This window comes from Tolypothrix tenuis PCC 7101 (assembly GCF_963874875.1).
In the GTDB taxonomy this organism is placed as follows: Bacteria; Cyanobacteriota; Cyanobacteriia; order Cyanobacteriales; family Nostocaceae; genus Aulosira; species Aulosira tenue.
This window is the reverse complement of record NZ_CAWNJS010000001.1, coordinates 4,335,774-4,353,817: the sequence shown is the minus strand read 5'-3', so window position 1 is coordinate 4,353,817 and position 18,044 is coordinate 4,335,774. Positions and strand designations below refer to the sequence as shown.

At 39.2% G+C, this 18,044-nt stretch carries 8 protein-coding genes and 1 CRISPR repeat array; of the genes, 4 read left to right on the top strand and 4 right to left on the bottom strand.

Annotated features, from left to right (window positions below; all coding sequences use genetic code 11):
* Positions 1 to 270 precede the first annotated feature (270 nt).
* A complete protein-coding gene (locus AACU25_RS17680) occupies positions 271 to 3,540 on the top strand; it encodes an ATP-binding protein (protein WP_096577779.1) in 3,270 nt (1,089 codons plus the stop codon).
* 119 nt (positions 3,541 to 3,659) lie between these two features.
* Positions 3,660 to 4,421: direct repeats of the CRISPR family, unit length 35 nt; unit sequence GTTTCCATCCCCGTTAGGGGTAATGATTTGAAAAC.
* A 416-nt stretch (positions 4,422 to 4,837) separates the two neighbouring features.
* On the opposite strand, the gene AACU25_RS17675 is transcribed toward AACU25_RS17680, so the two are convergent.
* Positions 4,838 to 5,056 (bottom strand): hypothetical protein, encoded by a 219-nt coding sequence (locus tag AACU25_RS17675; protein ID WP_190445966.1) that lies wholly within the window; start codon positions 5,054 to 5,056, stop codon positions 4,838 to 4,840.
* A gap of 1,307 nt (positions 5,057 to 6,363) precedes the next feature.
* Here AACU25_RS17675 and ppk1 point away from each other — a divergent pair.
* Positions 6,364 to 8,559, top strand: coding sequence for a polyphosphate kinase 1 (gene ppk1, locus AACU25_RS17670; RefSeq protein WP_096577777.1), 2,196 nt, complete (start codon positions 6,364 to 6,366; stop codon positions 8,557 to 8,559).
* Between the two features lie 190 nt (positions 8,560 to 8,749).
* Positions 8,750 to 9,625, top strand: a complete 876-nt coding sequence (locus tag AACU25_RS17665) for a shikimate dehydrogenase (protein ID WP_096577775.1) — start codon at positions 8,750 to 8,752, stop codon at positions 9,623 to 9,625.
* A gap of 14 nt (positions 9,626 to 9,639) precedes the next feature.
* Here AACU25_RS17665 and AACU25_RS17660 read toward each other — a convergent pair whose 3' ends face one another.
* The 3 genes from AACU25_RS17660 to AACU25_RS17650 form a co-directional block, all read right to left on the bottom strand.
* Complete coding sequence (locus AACU25_RS17660) at positions 9,640 to 11,343, bottom strand: ATP-binding protein (protein WP_096577773.1); 1,704 nt, start codon at positions 11,341 to 11,343, stop codon at positions 9,640 to 9,642.
* Between the two features lie 325 nt (positions 11,344 to 11,668).
* Positions 11,669 to 13,381 (bottom strand): ATP-binding protein, encoded by a 1,713-nt coding sequence (locus tag AACU25_RS17655; protein ID WP_096577771.1) that lies wholly within the window; start codon positions 13,379 to 13,381, stop codon positions 11,669 to 11,671.
* A gap of 722 nt (positions 13,382 to 14,103) precedes the next feature.
* Positions 14,104 to 15,816 (bottom strand): fasciclin domain-containing protein, encoded by a 1,713-nt coding sequence (locus AACU25_RS17650; RefSeq protein ID WP_096577769.1) that lies wholly within the window; start codon positions 15,814 to 15,816, stop codon positions 14,104 to 14,106.
* A gap of 1,305 nt (positions 15,817 to 17,121) precedes the next feature.
* On the opposite strand from AACU25_RS17650, the gene AACU25_RS17645 reads away from it, so the two are divergent.
* On the top strand, positions 17,122 to 17,997 hold the full coding sequence (locus tag AACU25_RS17645) for a phytanoyl-CoA dioxygenase family protein (protein ID WP_096577767.1): 876 nt from the start codon (positions 17,122 to 17,124) through the stop codon (positions 17,995 to 17,997).
* Positions 17,998 to 18,044 lie beyond the last annotated feature (47 nt).

The following is an 18,044-nucleotide window of genomic DNA, read 5'->3' as shown; positions in this document are numbered from 1 at the left end:
TAATATAGGAATCCGATTTGATTTCTGAAAAAATCTCAGCGCATCTTACGTGAACGGATGCGTTACGCTATCGCTAACGCATCCTACTAGCTAAATAAAAAGCAGAGGAGGCAGAATACAATTATGGTCTGGTCTTTGAAAATTGGATAATTTAATTTCTGGAAATCCCTAAGTAAAAAATGTAGCAATATTAAATGATTTGCGAAATTTTACATGAAGGGTTGTTAACAGTCAACAGTCAACAACCTGTTTCATTGCAGGAGTTTAAAGATGCGTCCTTTCAACCATCAATTTGCGAAAGCTGTTAAAAGTTTACACTTGCGTCACGTGCTGGTGGTGCCTTTTATCTTGCAAATTTCTTTGGCTGTTGGGTTGACTGGATGGTTATCAATTTACAATGGGCAACGGGCAGTTAATGACGTAGCAATAAGACTCCGCAGTGAAATTATATCTCGCATTCAGCAGTATCTCAAAACTTATGTAGAAACGCCTCATAAAATCAACCAACTCAATGCTAATGCCATCCGCTTGGGTGAAATAAATTTACAAGATTTAGCAGCATTAGAAAGACACCTTTGGTATCAAATTGAAACATTTAATACGGTGACGGCGGTTTATATTGGCTCCAACTATGGCGAACACGTTGCTGTAGAAAAGGGTGATCATGGTGGCTTTCAAGTAAAGCTTTCTGGGGAATCTACCAATCACGAGATTAGAATTTATGCCGCAGATAGACCGGGAAATCATACAAAACTTTTAAGATTTAGACCTAATTACGATCCGCGAACTCGTCCTTGGTATACATCAGCAGTTAAGTCTAAAACAGCGAACTGGGGGGGAATTTATCGACTATTTGCAACACCTAAATATGTCTTAAATGCTAGTTTACCCATCTATGACAATCGCGAAAATCTCTTAGGTGTGGCGGCTGTAGATTTTTCTTTAACTGAAATTAGTCAATTTCTCCGCAGTCTGAAAATTGGACGTTCTGGTGTTACTTTTATTGTTGAGCCGCAAACAGGATTAATGGTTGGGAGTTCTACCACCCAACAACCCTACGAAATTGAAAATCCCCAAGCGCCGATTACTAAGCAAAATCCTCGGCGCATCAAGGCGATAGATAGCAAAGATCCATTGACGCGCAACACCGCCGCATATTTGCAACAACATTTTGGCAACTTCACCAAAATTGCTCAACCACAACAACTAGATTTTGACATTAAAGGTCAAAGGCAATTTTTACAACTTCTGCCGATGAAAACTCAGCAGGGTTTGGATTGGCTGATTGTGGTGGTGGTTCCAGAAGCCGATTTTATGGATCAAATTAATGCCAATACGCGGACAACGATTATACTTTGTCTAGCCGCATTTGTACTGGCAACGGGATTGGGGATGTTAACGGCGCGTTGGATTACTCAGCCGATTTTGAAACTGGGAAGTGCAGCCAAAGCGATCGCATCTGGTAATTTGAATCAAAGAGTGGCTGTGCAAAGCACCACCGAGTTAAATGAATTGGCACAGTCTTTTAACCAAATGGCTTTGCAATTGCGCGCCTCCTTTGACGCTTTAGCGCAAACCAACGAAGAATTAGAAAGCCGTGTAGTCGAAAGAACCACAGAACTAGGCGAGAAAAATGCCCAACTTCAGCAAGAAATTCGCGATCGCCAAAAAGCAGAAGCAGCGCTATCTAAATCCGAAGCGGAACTGCGGTTAATGTTCGCCGCCATGACGGATATGGTTGTGGTGTTTGATAGCGAGGGACGTTATCTCAAATATGTGCAAACCCAATCCTATACATATAAACCAGATGTAGACCGGGCTGGGAAAACAGTTCACGAAGTTTTACCCAAAGATGTCGCCAACCTAATTTATGATGCGATTCAACAAGCTTTGCTGTTGCGAGAACAGCCAGATAAACCTGATAAATCGCGCAAGAGTGTTTACTTGGAATATCACTTAGCTGTGAAGAATCGCGAAACTTGGTTTTTAGCCAGTGTTTCCCCATTATCTGAGAATACAGTGCTGTGGGTAGCCCGTGATATTAGCAAGCTGAAAAAGACTGAAATTGCCCTCAAGCAAGCTAAAGAGGCGGCGGATGCTGCCAACTTAGCTAAGAGTCAGTTTCTCTCGAACATGAGTCATGAACTGAGAACACCCCTCAATATTATTCTGGGCTTTACCCAACTGCTGCTGCGAAATCACTCACTTAATCCTCAGCAGCAAGACTATATAGATACGATTAACCGCAGTGGCGAAGACTTGCTGACATTAATTAATGATGTCTTGGAAATGTCCAAAATTGAAGCCGGTCGCGTCACCCTCAACGAAACCAATTTTGACTTGTGGAACTTGGTAGAACGCTTGCAACAAATGTTTGCACTCAAAGCCCAATCCAAAGGCTTAGAGTTAATAGTCGAGCGATCGCCCACAGTACCCCAATACATCCACGCCGATGAAAGTAAAATTCGTCAGGTACTAGTGAATCTCATCGGCAACGCGATTAAATTTACACAAATAGGCACAGTAACATTACGTGTGAACGCCGGGGAACAAATCATCATTCCCAACCAAGAAGTTACCCTGCGCTTCAGCGTTGAAGATACAGGCTGCGGCATTGCCTCAAAAGACTTTGAGAAGTTATTTGAGCCATTTGTGCAAACTGAAACAGGTTACAAATCTCAGGAAGGCACAGGCTTAGGATTACCCATCAGCCAGCGATTTGTGCGACTCATGGGGGGAGATTTAAGGGTGAATAGCGAACTGTGCAAAGGCTCAACTTTTACCTTTGATATCCCCACCCGTGCAGTAATTTTAGATACTTTGCCCACTCCCCAAGAAACTCGCCAAGTCATCGGCTTAGAACCAGGGCAATCCAGTTATCGCATTTTGATTGTGGAAGATAAACTAGAAAATCGGCGGTTATTGGTAGAATTATTAACCCCCATCGGCTTTGAAGTTAAAGAAGCAGTCAATGGCGAAGCTGCGATCGCCCTTTGGGAAAGTTGGGCACCCCATTTCATTTGGATGGATATTAGAATGCCTGTAATGAACGGCTTTGAAGCCACTCAACATATTAAAGCCGCAGGTAATCAGCCGCCAGTCATTGTGGCTTTAACAGGTAGCGCCTTTGAAGAAGACAGGTTAATAGCCTTATCCTTAGGCTTTGATGACTTTGTTCGCAAACCCTTCCGGGCAAATATCATCTTTGACAAAATGGCGGAACACTTGGGTGTGCGCTACGTTTACGCCCAAGCAGCGAACCAGCAGCAAAATATGGAAATTGGATCTACTAATAGTGCATCCACCCCCACCAACTCATTAACAGTTGCAGACTTAGAAGTAATGCCGAGAGAATGGATAGAACAACTGCATCAAGCAGCGCTGCGAGTTAACAGCAAAGAAGTGTTGAGATTAATTGAGCAAATTCCCCCAAAAAGCGATCGCCTTGCCAAAGCATTAATTGAATTGGTTGATCGCTTCGGTTTTGAAGAGATGATCGAATTAACCAAACAGCAGAAGGCGGTTAAAAAACCTGTTTAATGTGCAAAAAACTGATCGCTGGGATATCAACATTTTTCTATCACATTTAGTAATTTGGTAGGGTGTGTTATCGCGCCAGCGTAACGCACCGTCAAATATTTGCTGAGTTTTTCATGGCTGTTTTAATCCCCGTTAGGGGTAATGATTTGAAAACCTTTTGGAAGCTATGTTTTCTGACAGGCTAAACACTTTTGTTTCCATCCCCGTTAGGGGTAATGATTTGAAAACTAAATGTTTTTGAAAATTTGATTGAAAGTTTGAAATCAAGTTTCCATCCCCGTTAGGGGTAATGATTTGAAAACTTTAAGGGATGCCCAAATAGAAAGGGAAAGAATTTTAGGTTTCCATCCCCGTTAGGGGTAATGATTTGAAAACTGTTTTCACGGTACAACCGATGACTTGAAAAACTTAGTGGTTTCCATCCCCGTTAGGGGTAATGATTTGAAAACCAGTAATGGAAGGTGTAGTAGCGCAAGCAAGCTTTGTTTCCATCCCCGTTAGGGGTAATGATTTGAAAACTTATCATTGCATGGATACTATGGTTTTTCCAAGTAGGTTTCCATCCCCGTTAGGGGTAATGATTTGAAAACCAAAAAAATGAAATTCTACATCAACTGTCCAAGTGACAGGTTTCCATCCCCGTTAGGGGTAATGATTTGAAAACTTATATCAGCAGGCGAAGGTTGGGGCAGACTAAGTTGGTTTCCATCCCCGTTAGGGGTAATGATTTGAAAACTCTGGCAAAACATGGCAGCTTTTACATGGCTCATAACCGTTTCCATCCCCGTTAGGGGTAATGATTTGAAAACCATTGTTGAATACAGAACTAGTTGATTTGCAAGCTATGTTTCCATCCCCGTTAGGGGTAATGATTTGAAAACCCTACCCTTTTGGAAGCTTTACCCAGAAAGGGTTAGAGATACCCATTTTCGCGGGGGGTCTAATTTGCTTGTCAACAAGCATAAATTATTGACAATCAGACATAGTTTGAGGTACTTCAAACTCATACCCAGCAAGCTTTTCGCGGGGGTCAACGAAAGTATCAGGGTTTCAGAGATTAGCCTACCCCCGCGAAAAATTTAAGTGTCAATAGTTAAAATAAACACTATTGTTTTCAACAGGAAACTTGATATTCAGTTTTCAAGGTTCTGTGTCGATTAGGGCATAGTATAACAAATTACTTGTAACTTGAAAAGCCAAAAAATTTAGTTACATAGTCATAATGATATTTTTGAGGGAATTACGCAAAGGAGAAAGCAAAAGCAGCTTGTGAGAAAGCAATATCTGCTTTTGCTTGCTAAATATACCGAATTGAATAAGTAAACGCGGCTTGAGAGAAAGCAATATCTACTTTTGCTTGCTGAATATACCGAATTGAATAAACAAAAGCAGCTTGAGAGAAAGCAATATCTGCTTTTGCTTGCTGAATATACCGAATTGAATAAGCAAAAGCAGCTTGAGAGAAAGTAAAAGCTGCTTTTGAGAAAGCAAAAGCAGCTTTTGAGAAAACAATCACAGTTTTTTAGATAACTAGCTTACAGGTGTAGATACACAACAATACTTTGCAGTAGGCAAGAAAACTTATATTAAGAGACTTCCAAATAAAAAATATCCCATTATTTATTGTGGGGTGGACATCTTGTCCGCCCAGTTTATGTGGCGGGCAAGATGCCCGCCCCACAAGATGGAATAATTTATTTCTTGAAAATCCCTTAGCGAGATTTAGATACCCGACTTTTTCAAAAAGTCGGGTATCTGAGCAGCAACTTTTGCTTAAGTAATGCCAATTTGAAAAAAGAATGCGACAGATTGTAGGGGCAAGGCACTGCCCATACGTGTCAACTTAAGTTAAAAGCTATATAGGGCGCGCGTTGTACAAATACCTCGCGCCCTCTTCTCCCTCAGGGAGAAGGGGAATTGAATCTCTTGCTCCCCTCTCCTGGTGGGAGAGGGGCTGGGGGTGAGGGCGAAACCTTTCAACCAAGCAGGTTGCACGTTAAGTTGACACGTATGGGCAATGCCTTGCCCTCTAGAATATATTGATATGTCGCAAACATTATTTGATTTGGTATAAGTACCATTCCACCCTACGTAGATTTCAGCAATCAAAGCAGAATCCTGTAACTATCAAATGTGAAATTTAATACTAGTGGAACTACTATTAATGATTAAGTAATAATTAGGTTAAAATTTTTATTTAGTATTACTTTTAGCCATAATAAACTCAGTAAATTTCTTCAATAAAGCAATAGACTGAGGATTTTTAATTTTCTCATGTATCAAATAAAAATTATTTTAACCGCATAAAATTTTATGTGGTTAAAAACCTTACATTACTAACCCAAATTTTAGTATTAAAGCTTTCTTAACTCAAAATTAATCTTTTGTTAACTTATAAATAAGAAGCTATGGGGTGATGTTAAGTTAAAAAGTAATTAAGCAAAATTACTTTAGTAAGAAAGTAAAAAATCATCGATTTTTTCTGGAATTTCATTAAGGTGAAGCAGATGATTATTGCCAAGGCAATTAACGAGCTATGTTGAAGAGAAATAATCTGACCTTTCCCTAAATACCTTACCAAGGAAGGATGTTCATAATATATTTACTTTGTATCTTATCTAGATTACATAGTAAATTAGTTGCCTTAAAGTAACCTTAATAAAACTCATGTAAATTATTTAATCTAATGGAAGTTTAATTAATTGACTAAGATAAAATGTCCTGTAAAGCAACAGAATAGGTAGCCATTTTATCTCATTAATCTAAATAGAGTATCGGTATTTGTGTTCCATTGAATTTTCTGTAAATAAATGAAAAATGGATATGACCCAAGCCAAACCGATAAACAAAGTGATTAAAATAAGTGATTCACAGTATTACTTTAATCGTGAACTTAGTTGGTTGGAATTCAATCGGCGGGTTTTACATGAGGCATTGGATCGGCGGACACCATTATTAGAAAAACTGAAGTTTATCTCTATCTTTAGTTCCAATTTAGATGAATATTTTATGGTGCGCGTGGCAATTCTTAAAGAACAAGTCCAAGCGCAGGTAAGTAAACGCACTCCCGATGGACGGACTCCTCAAGAACAATTAGATGCGATCGCACAAATTCTCCGTCCGATGGTAATCCAGCAACACGAGTACTTTGAGAAGGTGTTGCGAACAGAAATGGCACAAGAAGGTATTCATCTGCTCAATTACACAGATATCACCTTAGAACAGCGCGCTTACCTGCAAGATTTGTTTCAACGGCAAATTTTTCCAGTGCTGACACCCTTAGCCGTAGATCCCAGCCATCCCTTCCCCCTGATTGCAAATCTCAGCCTGAATTTGGCAGTGGTGGTGACAGATCCAGTTTCTAAAAAAGAAAAATTTGCCAGAGTCAAAGTCCCCGATATTCTGCCGCGATTTATTGAATTACCTCATGATCTACAAGCGCAAAATGACATACCAAATCATTGGATAGGTGTGCCCATTGAACAGGTAGTGGCGCACAACTTAGAAGCCTTATTTCCAGACATGATTGTCAACGAATATCATCAGTTTCGCCTGACTCGGAAGGCGGATTTAGCAGTAGCAGAAGAGGAAGCTGATGATTTACTCTTAGCCATTCAGCAAGAATTACGTGGGCGACAATTTCGCGGTTGTGGAGTCAGGCTAGAAATTCAAAAATCCATGCCTCAGTCGATGCGCCAAATGTTATTCCCAGAATTAGAATTAACAGAAGGTGACATTTATGAAATCGATGGGCTATTGAATTTGAAGGATTTAATGTCCTTCATGGCTTTACCGTTACCCGAACTTAAAGATCCACCTTGGACACCTGTAATTCCTACAAAATTACGTGCCTTCAATCAATCCACTGCTATAGAGAAATCACAGAAAAGTGAAGGTAGAGAAAATATTTTCTCAATCATTCAACAACATGATTTATTAGTACATCATCCCTACGAATCCTTTAGCGCCTCTGTAGAAGAGTTTATCGCCCAAGCTGCCCGCGATGCCCATGTATTAGCCATTAAAATGACACTTTATCGTTCTTCTGGCGATTCGCAAATTTTCCACTCTTTAATGGCTGCGGCGGAAAGTGGTAAACAAGTTGTGGTGTTAGTAGAATTAAAAGCCCGTTTTGATGAAGAAAATAATATTACTTGGGCACAGAGATTAGAAAAGTCTGGGGTTCATGTTGTCTATGGCTTAGTGGGATTAAAAACTCACACCAAAATTGCCTTAGTAGTGCGTCGGGAAGGGGACAAGATTTCTCGCTATGTGCATATCGGCACTGGTAACTATAACCCCAAAACAGCGAAGTTATACACCGATTTAGGACTATTTAGTTGTCGCAAAGACTTAGGTGCAGATTTAACTGACTTATTCAATTATTTAACAGGCTATGCCCATCAGCATTCTTACCGCAAGCTGCTAGTATCACCAATTAGTATGCGCGATCGCATGATTGAATTGATTCGGCGGGAAATTGAACATTGTCAAAACGGCAAACCCGGGCGAATCATTGCCAAAATGAATGCACTAGTTGATCCGCAAATTATTACTACTCTCTACGCCGCCTCAGCCGCCGGGGTACAAATTGACTTAATTGTGCGTGGTACTTGCTGCTTGCGTCCAGGTTTACCAGAAATCAGCGAGAATATCCGGGTTATTAGCATTATCGGTCGCTTTTTAGAACATTCGCGCATCTTCCATTTCTACAATGATGGACAAGATGAAGTATACATCGGCAGCGCCGATTGGATGCCCCGCAATTTAGATCGGCGTGTAGAAGCCGTCACACCAATTGAAGATGCCAAAATTTCCCAAACCTTACAAGACATTTTAGAAATTATGCTGGCAGACAATCGCCAAGCTTGGGAACTGCAATCAGACGGTTCTTACATCCAACGCCACCCGCGCAAGAATGAACCAGAACGCAGTAGCCAAAATATCCTCATGGAAATTCTGCACTCATTCCACACCAACGTTAAAGTCCCCAGCATGAAGTCGAGGTATTTTAATTGAATGAGAAGGCAGGGGGGCAGGGAGCAGGGAGCAGGGGGAGAAATAATTAATGACAAACACCCAATTACCAATTACCAATTACCAATTACCCAGTCCCCAGTCCCCAGTCCCCAGTCCCCAATCCCCCAATTTATGTCAAGATTAGAAGTCTGCGTCTACACAAGCGAAGCCTATCTCTGACGGCTAGAATATGTTGCATATTACAGGAAAAACTAAACTTCTTGGGGTAATTGGACATCCGGTGGAACACTCGCTGTCACCAGTGATGCATAATGCTGCGATCGCCAAATTGGGATTAGATTTTGTTTATCTACCCTTTCCCATCGCACCAGAAAATTTAGCAGATGCGATCGCAGGTTTTGCGGCTGTTGGGGTTGTGGGTTTTAGTGTGACAATTCCTCACAAACAGGCAATTATGCCCCTATTGGCAGAAATTACTCCTATTGCCCAAGCCATTGGCGCAGTTAATACTGTGAGTCGTCAAAATAACCAATGGGTAGGTACAAACACAGATATTGAAGGCTTTATCTCCCCTTTGCAAACTACATATCAGCAAGATTGGAGTCAGAAAGCAGCTGTAATTTTAGGTAATGGTGGCGCAGCGCGGGCGGTGGTTGCAGGTTGTCAGCAGCTAGGTTTTGCCGAAATTCATGTTGTAGGGCGCAATCAACAGCGATTAGCAGAATTTTATGATAGTTGGGCTGATTCCTTAGTCAGTGCAAATTTGCAAGTGCATACATGGGATAAGTTAACGAAACTAATTCCCCAAGCTAATTTGTTAGTTAATACCACACCAATTGGGATGTATCCCAAAGTAGATGAATCGCCTGTGAGTGCGACAGAAATAGCTGATTTACCAGCAAATGCGATCGCCTACGATTTGATATATATACCTAAACCAACGCAATTTCTCCAACTCGCCCAACAACAAGGTGCGATCGCCATTGATGGCTTAGAAATGCTGGTGCAACAAGGTGCAGCAGCCTTAAAACTCTGGTTGCAGCAAGAAACTGTACCTGTAGATGTGATGCGTCAAGCACTGCAAAATTACTTAGGTTTGGGGTGAAATTGGTTGACAGTTTACACTGCTGCTATCACTGTCTGCCGAATGGGAATCTGAATGATAAACTCAGTTCCTTCACCTAGAGTAGAGACATACTCTAATTTGCCACAATGTTTTTCTGTGATGATTTGGTAACTGATAGACAATCCCATCCCAGTACCTTTATTCACTGGTTTAGTTGTAAAAAAAGGGTTAAATAAATTGTGACGCGCTGTTTCTGGTATACCTGTGCCAGTATCCGCGATCGCAATTTTTACCCAATGTGAATTTATCAGGGATGTGCGAATAGTAATGCGGCTGGGATTGTCTTTTATTTGTTGATTACTACGCTTGGTATTGGCTTCTTCTACAGCATCAATTGCATTTACCAAAATATTCATAAATACCTGGTTGAGTTGTCCTGCATAACATTCAATCAAAGGTAAATTACCATATTCTCGAATTACTTCAATCTCTGGTAAATTGCCTTTAGCTTGCAGACGATGGTGCAAGATTAACAAAGTGCTGTCTATCCCCTCGTGGATATCCACAGCTTTATATTCAGCTTCATCCATACGGGAGAAATTGCGAAGCGATCGCACAATCTCTCTAATCCGAGATGTTCCCATATTCATTGAATCTAAAATTTTCCATAAGTCTTCTTGCAAAAATTCCAGTTCAATGTTCTCGGCTTCAGCTTGAATTTCTATAACTGGGTTGGGGTAATGCTTTTGGTATAGTTGTACAAAGTCGATTAGGCTTTCAACATATTCTTTTATGTAGGTCAAATTGCCGTGAATAAAGTTGACAGGGTTATTAATTTCGTGGGCAATACCTGCTACTAATTGACCAAGACTAGATATTTTTTCCGATTGAATTAATTGAGCTTGGGTTTTTTGCAGATTTTGTAGAGTTTCCTGAAGTTCGCCTTCTGCTTGTTGGCGTTCAGTAATCTCATTTTGCAATTGCTCGTTAGCATCAAGTAACTCATAACGAGACTTTTGCAAATCGTTAGCCATATTGTTGAACGATGTAGCTAACTCGCCAATTTCATCTTGGGAATGAATAGTTACTCTAGTATCTAATTTGCCTTCAGTCAGATTTAAAACAGCTTGCTGGAGTTGTTTAATGGGGTTGGAAATGTTTTTAGAGATGAGGAAACCTGCTATTAACGCCAGCACACCACACACTAAACTAATGATTGATGTTGCCACAATGCTTTTTTGTGCTGCTGCCATTGCTGCTTGGTAAAGTGGTGTATATTCCAAAATGACTGCACCAATAGTTTCACCTTGATTTGTTTTAAAGGGAACAGCAATTAAAGAAATTCCTTGTGGATATTCAGGACTAGTTTCAATATAAGTTCTAGTTATACCATCTTGAATAGTTTTACCAACTTCATTATTTTGATCGTGCTCTAATTTTGTGCCGATGTCTTCAGTAACTATATCTGCCAGAATTATCTTATTTCGGTCTACGATTTCTAAATCGCGTTGACGCTGCTTGTGTAGCGCCAAAACATGATTTTGCAACCGAGATAAAACTTCAGATTGCGATTGTGATTTTCCCTCTTCCAACTCATGATTTGTAAAATATCCCAGTAGCATGGCTACTTCTTCAGCTTCTTGTCGAGCAAGATACTTAGCTGTTTGTGATTGCTGATGAACTGCGATCGCACCAATTCCTCCTGTAAGAGATGCAATCCCCAGAAACCCCAAAATTAATTTGTGACTAATTTTCATCTCTTGCTACATACCCAATAGTGCTGAGAGGCCAATCCAGTGTTGGAAACAGCCTCATATAGTAAAATTCCCGTTTTTCAGCCTCTAACTGGTAAACTTAGCAACATTCAATATAAGCTTTAAAATATTTGTATTTTCTTAATCTTTTTATATAAGTTTTATCTACACTTTGCAAATATACATTTGAAAATGTATTATTAGTTACAAAATATCCAGTTAATATATAAATAAAATTGCTACGACAATCGGTCAGTGTTTCTACATACCCAATAGGTAAATTGAAAATTTTGCTATTGATTGCCTCCTCAAAACTATTCCTACAAATTTAAACTGTTGCCAGAACTTTTTGGTGAGTGGGAATCTGAATGATAAACTCAGTTACTTCACCTGGAGTAGAGACATACTCTAGTTTGCCACCATGTGTTTCTGTAATGATTTGGTAACTGATAGACAATCCCATTCCAGTACCTTTGTTCACTGGCTTAGTTGTGAAAAAAGGATTAAACAGATTGTGGCGCGCTGTTTCTGGTATACCGATACCATTGTCTGCGATCGCAATTTGTACCCACTGGGAATCGATGATAGATGTGCGAATGGTAATGCGGTTAGGATTATCTTTTAGCTGTTGAGTGGTGCGTTTGCTATTCGCTTCTTCTAAAGCATCAATGGCATTTGCTAACAGATTCATCAAAACTTGGTTGAGTTGTCCAGCATAGCATTCCACCATAGGCAAATTACCGTATTCTCGAATTATCTCAATAGCTGGTAAACCTGCTTTAGCTTGGAGGCGATGTTGCAAAATTAACAAAGTGCTATCTATCCCCTCATGGATATTTACAACCTTATATTCAGCTTCATCTATGTGTGAGAAATTGCGAAGCGATCGCACAATCTCCCGAATCCGACAAGTTCCTATTTTCATGGAATCAACAGTCTTGGGTAAGTCTTCCTGCAAAAATTCCAGTTCCAAATTCTCAGCTTCCGCCTGAATTTCTGCCACCGGATTGGGATAATGTTGTTGGTAGAGTTCTATAAGATTAATCAAGCTTTCAGCATATTTTTCTACGTGAGTTAAATTGCCGTGAATAAAGCTAACTGGATTATTAATTTCGTGAGCAATACCTGCTACTAATTGTCCCAGACTAGACATCTTTGCAGATTGAATTAATTGAGCTTGCGTTTTTTGCAGATTTTGCAGATTTTTTAGAGCTGCTTGAAGTTCTGTTGCTTTTTGCTGACGTTCGGAAATTTCATCGCGCAATTGCTCGTTAGTATTCAACAATTCCCAGCGAGAACTTTGCAGATCCTTAGCCATTTTATTGAAGGCGATAGCTAACTCACCAATTTCATCTTGGCAATTCATAGTAACTCTAGTATCTAGTTTACCTGCAGCCAAATTCAAAACAGCTTTTTGAAGTTTTTGAATTGGTTTAGAGATATGATTAGCAATTAGTGAACCTGCTATTAATGCTAGTAAACCACATACCAAAGTGATAATTGATGTTGCTAAAATACTTTTTTGTGCTGTTGCCATTGCTGCTTTGTAGAGTGGCGTATATTCCAAAATTACAGCACCAATAGTTGCACCCTGACTATTTTTAAAAGGCACAGCAATTAAATAAATTCCTTGGGGATACTCATCACTAATTTCAATATAAGCTCTGGCTTTCCCATCTTGAATAGTTTGACCAACTTCATTATTGTGATCGTGATCCAATTTTTTGCCGATATCTTCAGGAATTACATCTGCCAAAATAATTTTATTGCGGTCTACAATTTCTATATCACGTTGGCGTTGGTTGTGTAGCGCTAAAACATGATTTTGCAACTTGGCTAACATTTCCATAGGCGATCGCGGTTTTTGCACTTCCAACTCATGATTCGCGAAATACCCCAGTAGCATCGCTACTTCTTCAGCTTCCTGTCGAGCCAGATATTTAGCCGCCTGGGATTGCTGCTCAACTGCGATCGCACCAATGGCTCCTGTAAGAGTTGCAATCCCCACAAAACCCAAAATTAATTTGTGACTAATTTTCATAGTTTCCTACATAAAATGCTGAGTGGTTATTTAGTCTTTGTTGATAGTTTCTCATCTTAAAATTCCCATTTCTCAGCTTAAAATCTCATCAAAATACAGTGACTGAGGAAATCACTTACAGCAGATTCCCATAGCCATGATGTACAAATACAGCATTTTAAAATTACAGAAGTTACAAATTAATTAGTTTCGAGGCAGAATACAGCAGGAAAAAGAATATTTTTTCTACCATTTAAAAAAAAGAACGCAACAGATGGGTAGGGGCACAGCACCAGTCAGATATTTGATATGCCAAAAGATTGCGGATGCCGTGCCCTTACAAAGGATTTATCTGTCGCCAACATTATTTGAATTGGTATTATATTAACTTCTCTAGCTTTTTAGCTAATACAAATTGAAAAAAGAATGCGACACATCGTAGGGGCAAGCCAATGCCTTGTCCTCTAGAATATATTGATGTGTCACCAACATTATTTGAATGGAAATGATTCCGTTACAACAATCTGTAATTGTATGGGAACGGCACCAGTAAGATATTGGATATGCAGATAGATTTTGGATGTTCCCTACCCAAATGTCGGGTTATTATTTCCAAATGTATAATTTACACCTTTGCAATATGATAAATTGCCCCAAAACTAAGTTTTGAGGCAATTTATCAACCCTGATGGAATAATAGGGGTTTCTATTTCACATCAGGCATAACTTATTTTCAATTAATACTAGAAGTTGTAACCAACGCCTAATGTTAAACCAACACTTGTGTCATCAAAAAAGGCTGCATTCACAGAACCTGTGGCTGTAAATCGAGAACCTAAAGGAACATCTATACCACCAGTGACCAGAGGAGCGATATCAGTATCACCTGAGGTATCGATAGCTACACCAGCACCTATAAAAGGAGCGATGGGGAACCGTTGCTGTCCTGTAACTGGTTCTGCTTGTGGTCTGAAATCTAAGGTTACGGGAACTAACACTAAGGTATTATCCCCAAATATCGCTGATGGTCTAACTGAGATATTACGTGTCAGACCGAGTTTACTAATTACTGAGAAGTTACCAACGCTGAGAGCATTAGTACCTGTCAACCCAATGTTACCAGCAACACCTATATAGCTAGGGCCACCCAGGGTGCTTCTACCAGGTGTTACACCACCAGTCGTTCCGCCAGTCGTTCCCCCATTCGTGCCACCTGGCTGCTGACCAGTCAGATTAGGTGGAATTAAAACTTGGTTAATCGCATGGATTACACCATTGCTAGCTTGGACATTTGCCTGGATAACTCTTGCACCATTCACCGCAATTTGATTGTTGGCAGCATCAACTTGAACATTTACAGGGTCATTTTCAATAGTCTTAACTTGACCAGTTGATAGCTGGCTAGAGGTTAATTGACCGGGAAGGACGTGGTATCTTAACAGCTTAATCAATGTTTCTCTATTTTCTGGTTGCTGTAATTGCTGTAAAGTCCCAGGTGGTAAAGCTGCAAATGCTTGATCTGTAGGAGCAAAAACTGTATATGGGCCTGCTTGTTGTAAAGTATCAGCTAAACCTGCTGTCTTTAACAAAGAAGTTAGTGTGGTAAAAGAACTGCTAGATGCAGCTAAGGAAACAATATCAGTCCCACCAGGTTGGGGAGTGGTAGTAGTACTACCTGCAACAATATAGCTAGCAGCGGGAAGGTTGCTAGCTATAGGTTGTGCTTGTCCTTGTCTAACTAAAGCTTGATACAAAATTGCTGCTGCTTCAGCACGAGTCAGAGATTGTTGTGGATTAAGTTGTTTAACTTCTGGATAGTTAACTACAATATTGGCTTGTGTTGCAGCTGCCACACTATTGACGGCATAACTGGGAATTCCTGCAGCATCTGAATAGTAAGTGTTCAATACATTAGATGCATTATCGTTACTAGTTAAACCTAAACCACTTGTAATCGCAACGATCGCCTGTACCCGAGGAATTTGTTGATTGGGTAAAAATACATTTCCTGGATAACCTGACATAAAGCCTGTTTCGTAGGCTTCCCGAATCGCATCTGCTGCCCAAAAGTTAGCGGGAACGTCAGAAAATCCACCAGCAGGTAATTGCCGAACTGAGTTCTGATTAAAGGCTTTTTGAATCATGGCTGCAAATTGAGCCCGAGTCACAGCCTGATTTGGCTTAAAAGTACCATCAGGAAACCCTGCAATTACGTTTCTTTGCGCTAGGGCTTGAATAAATGGAGTCGCCCAGTAATCTGAACTAACATCAGACAAGTTTGTTGTTGCTTGTGCTGTAGTAGCTGGTGCTGTAGTACCTGATGTTGTCTTACCTGTTGATGGAAAAGTATCTTGAGCCGAAGCAGGTATAGAAATGACAATAGGAGTTAATGTAGCAGCGATCATCCCCAAAGCGAGGAAGCTGCTTTTTACTGATGCACGGAACCAATTAAACATGAAAATATCCTCCAAAAACAAGTAGAGTCGTTTCTCTCTCAATTCCCTGATTGAATCTTGCAAAGTGCTGTACGCGAAATGAAGTGGAAACACATCTTGAGATGATGCTGGGTTTTGCCTATGAGCTAAAACTACGAGTGCGAAATGTTAAATAATAAATTTTCTATAACCACCTACCATTACATTTCATTAATGTATTTTTAAATGCTTGCCAGATAGAGGCAAATTTAACTGTGTGATGAGAGTTGAGCTTTTCTAGAACCACAGATCAAACTCAGCAATAGTAAGACTGCTCAGAGTATCTGGCGATGTTTCCCAAATAAAGAGAATTAGTACAAATTCTTAAATTTATTTAGGTTAAGTAACTCAGTCTGGAAACTACAAAGCAGGTATTGAAGTTATCTGACTAACTTGAAAAAGCTTAATTACATCATTTTTCAGCAGCATAAGTCTAGTATTTATTGACGAAAAAGCACATCATTTTGATATTTACTATTTTTTATTGATCGCTTGAATTTAACAACTAGCTAAAGGCTAAACTTATCAGCCATTTTTTCCATCTTTAGGTAGTTGACAAAAAAGCTAAAAGTTTAAGCTTGGAGGCGAATGGATAAGCTTAGGGCTAAATTAGCGATCGCACTTCCACTGTTTATGCATGATTTATGCCTCCTCAGGCTCTGCAAAATTCGCTCATGGACAATTTTGCAGCCACAATAACGATTACTGAGATTTCGAGCTTTGCTTAGATAGTATCTTGATTTCTAGGTTTAGCGTAATTAGCAGTTTATATTTCTTTATAAAAGAATTTTTATTAATTGATGCGTGATTGTTAATTTAATTAGAAATTTATTTTACATGAGAACTTAATATTATCAATTTGCCATGATAAAACGCTGATATCTTATTCCAAGTGGCTAAATTTTATGAAACCCGACTCAATTAATATCTGAATATCTAACTAAAGGTAGTGTTTAAATTTATCCAATTATGGTTAACCATATCTTAGGAGATAAGATATGCTGAGGGATAAGTATTATCATTGTTTAATTTAATTTACTGAGAAGTTATTTGAAAGCTAATGATAATCCTATATTTCTCCAGATACGGAAATATTCATTGTTAGATATCTAACTTTAATTTATTTTTAAGCTATACCACTAATACTAATTAGTAAAAATAATTTATAAAGCTATTATAAACTTTCTGTGAATTCAGAGATAAATACTTGGACAAACCCAGAAAAAGGTACATACAATACATAACCAAATCATCATCTTGCTTACATATTAAGCTTGCTAAAAATATATGAGTACCATGTTTCAAAAGGTACAAAATAAATTTCTCAGAAATATCTATAATCTGCCATTTTTGCAGCATCAGGCAGAGATTGAGTATCAAAAATTAGTGAAAATGCATATTGCAAATTTACCGCTAATCTCTGCGACTGACCAAAGTATAGTTGAAACTCTAAATACTGAAGGAGTCGTAATTACTTCATTAGCAGATTTGGGAATATCATCGAGTTCTAAGATGTTTCAAGCAGCAGAAAACCTGATGCATGAAATCCCACCAATGCTTACAGATAATCACAATGAATTCGTTGTTCATGCAACTTCCCAACAAATTATGGCACATCCAGAGATTTTTATTTGGGGAGTAGAACAACGTTTAATTAATATAGTAGAGAATTATCTGAGCTTACCAGTAGCCTATCATGGAGCATATTTTCGTAGAGATATTGCCAACCAAATAGAGCAAAAATCTAGGCTATGGCATATAGATAAAGAAGATAAAAAAGTACTGAAAATTATTGTTTATTTACATGATATGGATGAAGATAACGGGCCTTTTCAATATCTCCCCATATCTGTAACAGAATCAGTAACTCAATTACTTAAATATCATCATGGCTATATTCAAGATCAAACTATGCAACAAATAATATCACCTGCTAACTATAAATCTTGTCTAGGCCCAGCTGGTACAGTAGTCTTTGCTGCCACTGGTAGTATCTTCCATCGGGGTAAGCTACCTGTAAAGTCTGATAGATTTGCCATTTTTTATGACTACACTTCCCGAAAGCACAAACTGTCATTTTATAGCACATCCTCGCTACCCCAGGAAGATGTAGCTTTACTGGCGAAAAATCTTTCCCAACAACAAAGAGATTGTCTAAGCTAATGCACGTTTAAATTGCATAACTAGTAATCATGGCTGTTAATTGTTGA